Origin of the sequence: Bathymodiolus platifrons methanotrophic gill symbiont, assembly GCF_002189065.1 — a bacterium.
Taxonomy (GTDB): Bacteria; Pseudomonadota; Gammaproteobacteria; order Methylococcales; family Methylomonadaceae; genus Methyloprofundus.
The window spans coordinates 1-2,749 of sequence record NZ_BDMN01000477.1; the positions used below are offsets into that span (position 1 = coordinate 1).

Sequence of the window (2,749 nt, forward strand, 5' to 3'; positions counted from 1 at the left end):
TTTTTATCTGATAGGTATTCTATAGTCTGAGAATTGATTTCACAACCAGGGTTACCTGAATATGAAATTGTTCCTGAGTAACCTGGAACTATAGAGTTGCGTAGAGCCTCCAAAGAAAAATAGTATAGATCTGAAAGCTTTGCCTCTATTTCATCCATCATTTGAGTGCATAGCTCATCACTAACCAGATCTCGATTCGCTTTAATAGTATTACTCAAGCAACAGGAAATGATCTGATCTGATACAAAGTGACTTTCGATAGAGTAATACTTAAGAACAAGAAGTGGCTCTATTCCAGGAAGTTCTTGCCTATAATCTCTGACATCTTTATCAATGATTCCTAATATATGATTAGATAGCGTATGCGTGTCATTTGGCAAAGAGTTTAATTCTTGAATCGCTGAAATAACCTGATCGCTCCCTCCGGAAAATCCGTCGATATGTTCTATCGCATAAACTTCCACACCACATGACGCTCCCATATTGCTGTAAATAGATATGTCATTAATACCTTCTACTATAATTACAGGCTTACCTGTCATAATAGCTTCATTAAGAATCTCATCTATTTCATAACAGCAGCCACTCATTTAATCTCTCCAGACTTTTAGCTCAGAAAGATATTTGCTATTTCTCTTTGCCAAAGCAGGCGAGTGAGATGCCACTATTATTTGGGTGCTAGGCAGCAACATGGAAAAGAGCTGCATAAGTTCTCGCTGCCATGTAATATTTAGGGAAATCTCAGGCTCGTCAATTATCAGAAAATTCCTTCCTTGGCCTCCCAAGAGTACTAAGGACAAAAATGTTAAAATATGCCTCTCACCGCTTGATAGCTCGTCAATAGAGTGTCTTTCATTACCTATATCAATATAAACTTCATTTCTGCTAAAGACTAATTTCTTATCATTAATAAGGTAAGCATTAAACCTATTTACAATAAGACTAATAGATCTGAGCATGAGATTTTCGACTTCTTCCAGCTCATCAATCATGTTTTGGAATAGCTTACTTAACAAAGAATTCTCTAGAATATTATCTAACTCCCCGGGCTGATCAATTTTTTTTAGAATATCCACAATTTTATTTTTTAAATTGCTATTCTCATCACCGTCATTTAGAGCTTCAATAATTCTATCTTTTCTGTCTAATATTCGTTTTCGAAGGGAACATTTATCTGTATCTGTGCTTTCCGCACTACTATTTTCTACCTCGATAGCAACAGCAAGCGTATCAAAAAGGGCCCTTTGAATTTTTTCAGTAGCTATTAACCTTGCGTCTCTATGGCGTTTCAACAACATCTCTTCGATATTGTTCATTTTTATATTCTGGAGATATAAGTGTTTTTTGTCAAAGTCGAAATCTAATCGCCGACTTCTAAATTTGTCAGAGTTCCTTCTCTTCAAGAACAATGAAAGCTCTGCAGATAGTTCGTATAGATTCTTTTGCGATAGTTCAATACCGCGAAAACCTCTCAATAAGTAATTATGTCGCTGAAAAAACCTCATTATAACTTCTGGTCCTATTATTAAAGGTTGAGTGCTAATCCCCCGCTCAACTCCTAAGGAAATCGATTTAGAGTTAACCAAACAACTGGCTTCAAAGTCACTCCAGTCGTAACCTTTTTCGTTAAATGTGACACATATAGATTTAGGATTACCTTCATCCACTGCATTACATATAATTTTTTTTATTCCGATGGAGGATAGCTCGTCATCATTTTGTGACAAGAATGAGTTTATGGCTTTGAGAAAAGTTGTTTTTCCACAGCCGTTGTCGCCATAAATCACTGTGACATTATCAGATGAAAACTCTACTTTTGCGTATCTGTTTTCGGCTTTGAAGCCGTGAAACTCAATATTATCAATCCTCATAGATTTTCCGTTTGCATGTATTTCTCATTGCATAACAAGTTATTGTCTCGATTAGTTATCATACACTCTAACTTTCTTCAAACACACTCCATTTCTGAATAATGTAGCCAGAGAGGTTTATGACCTAAACCCTGCAAGCTTGTGTTGGAAGCTAAAATATAATTTGTTTTATACGATAGGCGAGCCACCGTGCGCCTCATGATAGATTTTGGGGGCTCCATGTCACAAAAATCGATTCGCTACGCGGCGAATCATTTGTGCCTGGTCCGCCCCGCGTCCGCCTCAACTACGCGCAACAAACCCCTTCTCCGTTAAGGATCCCACACATGGCTTGACGGCTTTCGGAATGCAATTCTTTGCCTCCCTCGCGCGCTGCTAGCGCATTCGGATTGGCGAATTGCCCCGTCGCCTACCACGGACTAAAAATCATCACTTCGCTTTGGCTCCGTTTCCATGATTTTCAGCGTTTGAAATCAATAGGTACTGGGGGAATAGGGGAAGCACTTTTGGGCTAGGGGTTACTTTTGTGTCACGGTAGGGAAAATGACTGAGGAAGTGATAAAGAATTATCTTCACCACCATTAGGCGCGCCATGCTACCTCACGAAATTCCGGGACTCCTGTCGCCGTAATTCGTTCACCTACGCAGCGAATAGGAGATGCTCCAGCCGCCCTGCGTCCGCCACAGACTGAGCACAAAGCAGCTCAGTCATGGCTACCACAAATGGCTCTACGGCTATTCGGGATAAAATTTTAGCCTCCCTCGCGCGCTATCACGCACTTCGGATTGGCAAATTTCCCTGCGCCTTCTGGAGACTATCAGCCCGTCCGGGGCTGACAGCGTGAGATCAAGAATAAGCGATTTTACACTTTCATGGC

At 40.2% G+C, this 2,749-nt stretch carries 3 protein-coding genes and 1 pseudogene; 2 read left to right on the forward strand and 2 right to left on the reverse strand.

The genetic code is table 11. The annotated features are described in order from the left end of the window. Positions 1-590 (reverse strand): DUF4435 domain-containing protein (locus CDZ78_RS19545; protein WP_140414245.1); only part of this gene is annotated, 590 nt, incomplete at its 3' end. After that, on the reverse strand, positions 591-1,871 hold the full coding sequence (locus CDZ78_RS19550) for an AAA family ATPase (protein ID WP_087871457.1): 1,281 nt from the start codon (positions 1,869-1,871) through the stop codon (positions 591-593). Positions 1,872-2,366: 495 nt separating this feature from the next. On the opposite strand from CDZ78_RS19550, the pseudogene CDZ78_RS19555 reads away from it, so the two are divergent. Both CDZ78_RS19555 and CDZ78_RS23960 read left to right on the forward strand, forming a co-directional pair. Then, a pseudogene (locus tag CDZ78_RS19555) lies at positions 2,367-2,456 on the forward strand (transposase); the annotation flags it as partial. Positions 2,457-2,581: 125 nt separating this feature from the next. Then, on the forward strand, positions 2,582-2,716 hold the full coding sequence (locus CDZ78_RS23960; protein ID WP_263459178.1) for a hypothetical protein: 135 nt from the start codon (positions 2,582-2,584) through the stop codon (positions 2,714-2,716). Positions 2,717-2,749 lie beyond the last annotated feature (33 nt).